At 63.6% G+C, this 2,538-nt stretch carries 3 protein-coding genes; 1 reads left to right on the top strand and 2 read right to left on the bottom strand.

Annotation, left to right across the window (positions count from 1 at the left end; all coding sequences use genetic code 11):
- Nucleotides 1–643 (top strand): YeeE/YedE thiosulfate transporter family protein (locus A2I95_RS31135; protein ID WP_291736045.1); only part of this gene is annotated, 643 nt, incomplete at its 5' end.
- Here A2I95_RS31135 and A2I95_RS31130 read toward each other — a convergent pair.
- Nucleotides 579–1,859, bottom strand: a complete 1,281-nt coding sequence (locus A2I95_RS31130; protein WP_291736043.1) for a DUF3422 family protein — start codon at nt 1,857–1,859, stop codon at nt 579–581. The two genes, A2I95_RS31135 and A2I95_RS31130, sit on opposite strands and share 65 nt — an antisense overlap.
- A 221-nt stretch (nt 1,860–2,080) precedes the next feature.
- Nucleotides 2,081–2,538, bottom strand: a 458-nt coding sequence (locus A2I95_RS31125) for an NAD(P)(+) transhydrogenase (Re/Si-specific) subunit beta (RefSeq protein ID WP_291736042.1), incomplete at its 5' end; no start/stop codon positions are given.

Below are 2,538 nucleotides of genomic sequence, written 5' to 3'. Positions count from 1 at the left end.
GCTTCGAACCGGGCTTGGTTCATTCACGCTGCCGATGGGGGAGCAGGTTTCGCTGGCCGCCCTGCCCGGCGGCCCGCTGTTGTGGAGCGCGATGATCGCCGCTGCCGCGTTGGCGGTTGCGCTGCGTTCGGGAAATCGCTTGCTGACACTGGGCGGCGGTGCCTTGATCGGCTTGCTGGTCCCTGCGGCCTGGGTTGGCACCGGCTTTGTGCTGTTTGACGAATTCGACCCGATCGCAATGGAGAGCCTGTCGTTCACCTCTCCGGCTGCGGACACATTGTTCTTTGTGATCGCCTCCAGCTCCATTCCTGCCGGCTTTGGGCCGGGGCTGATCGGCGGTGTGCTGCTGGGCGCCCTGGCGGCGTCGCTGCTGAGCGGCAGCTTCCAATGGCAAAGCTTTGAAAGCCCGCGCCAAACAGGCCGCTATCTGACCGGCGCCGTGCTGATGGGAACCGGCGGCGTTTTGGCAGGCGGCTGCACAGTGGGTGCGGGGCTGGCCGGCATCCCCACGCTCAGCATGGCCGCTGTGCTGGCGCTGGCCTTTATCGCGCTTGGCGGCATCGGCATGAATGCCCTGCTTAATGCAGCTTCTTCCGAATCCGCTGGATCCCCAGCCACACCAAACCAACAACCGGCAGAGTGACCGCCGCAATCAGCAGCTTCTTGTTCAACCCGTAGCGTTCGGCAAGCGGCAGGAAGAAATCGGACACCAGCGAGACCGCGTAATAGCTGACCGCCACCACCGACAGCCCCTCGACCGTGTGCTGCAGACGCAGCGCGAGATCGGCGCGGCGGTCCATACTGGCAAGCAGCGCCTGATTCTGTGCCGAGCGTTCCACATCCACCCGCGTTCGCAGCAGCTCCCCTGCCCGGCGCGCTCGGTTGGCCAGCGTCTCGAGCCGTTTCTCTGCCGATTTCACCGTGCGCATGGCCGGCTCAAACCGCCGCAGCATGAATTCCGCCAGCGTCTGAAAGCCCTCGTGGCGGCCTTCGCGCAGCAGGCTGACGCGCTGATTGACCAAAGCCTCGTAAGCCCCCGTTGCACCAAAGCGGAAGGCAGAGCGGGCTGCCATTGCCTCCAGTTCTGCGGACACTGTCAGCAGCTGTGACAGCGTCTGTTCGGCAGGCACGGTACCGCTGGTCATCTCCACCATCATCTCGCTGAGATGCGTATCCAGCGCACTGATGGTTGGTGTCAGGCCGCGGGCGCGGGAAAAGCCCAGCATCGCCATCGCCCGGTAGGTCTCGATCTCGCACAGCCGCTGCACAATCCGGCCGATGCGCTGGCTTCCGGTCCCCGCGCCCGGCAGCACGGCAAACCGCATGTGCCCGGCGGGATCAATGCGAAAGTCCCCAGCCACCACGGCGCTGTCATCCAGCACCGGCGACACCGCCAGGCTTTCCGGCACAAACCAGTCGTGCAGGGTTGCCTTCAGCCTGGCCGGAGCGGTGCGCGGCACCACCCGGATCAGTGCTGAGGTAATCCGCTGCCCCGGCGCCTGTGCCAGCCAGTCTTCGGGGAAGACGTCGAAATCCGCCGGATCAAAGGCCCGCGTGCTGACGCCGTCCCGGTAGACCGTGTAGCTGACGAATTCCGTATGCTGCTCCCATTTGACCATGTGGCGCCCGATCTGCGCCGTGTGATGCGTCGCCCCCGGCTGAGGATGCGCTGCGCCATGGCGGTCCAGAAGGTCCGTCAGATGCTGGACGTCCTGCTGCCTGTCGCGATGCTCCGCTTCCTGCGGCTGTTTTACCGCCAGGTAAACCACCGTGCAGGGGCTGGACATGGCTGGGAAGGGCCGCGCGTGCAGCTCGTTCGTGAGCTGGTAGCGCAAGGGGTGATCCTGGATCAGGGGCATTGGGGTCTCCGGAGCAATGCTGGGGACCATAATGCTTGTGCAAAAACATGTAAAGAACACTGTTATTTCAATGCGTTATGTGAATGCCGCGGTATACAGAGGTCATCCAGGAGGACTCTGCCCCCGGCCTGCGACCTCCCCCGGAGTATTTTTGACCAGATAGAAGCACCAAAGAAAAAAGGCGCCCCGGTGGGAGCGCCTTTTGCAGGTTATCTGTTCTCTTAGCTGATCATGGTCAGCAGGTTGTCGAGGCTTGCCTTTGCGTCGCCGTAGAACATGCGGGTGTTGTCCTTGAAGAACAGGGGATTCTCGATACCGGAGTACCCCGTGCCCTGGCCGCGTTTGGAGACAAAGACCTGTTTCGCCTTCCAGCACTCCAGCACCGGCATGCCGGCGATGGGCGAGTTGGGGTCTTCCTGCGCCGCCGGGTTGACGATGTCGTTGGAGCCGATGACGATGGCCACGTCGGTGTCCGGGAAGTCCTCGTTGATCTCGTCCATTTCCAGAACGATGTCGTAAGGAACTTTCGCTTCGGCCAGCAGCACGTTCATGTGGCCTGGAAGGCGGCCTGCGACCGGGTGGATGGCAAAACGGACGGTCTTGCCTTTGGCGCGCAGGCGGCGGGTGAGTTCAGCCACGTTCTGCTGCGCTTGCGCCACCGCCATGCCGTAGCCGGGGA

This window comes from Leisingera sp. F5 (assembly GCF_001593695.1).
This window is presented reverse-complemented; position numbering and strand designations above follow the sequence as displayed.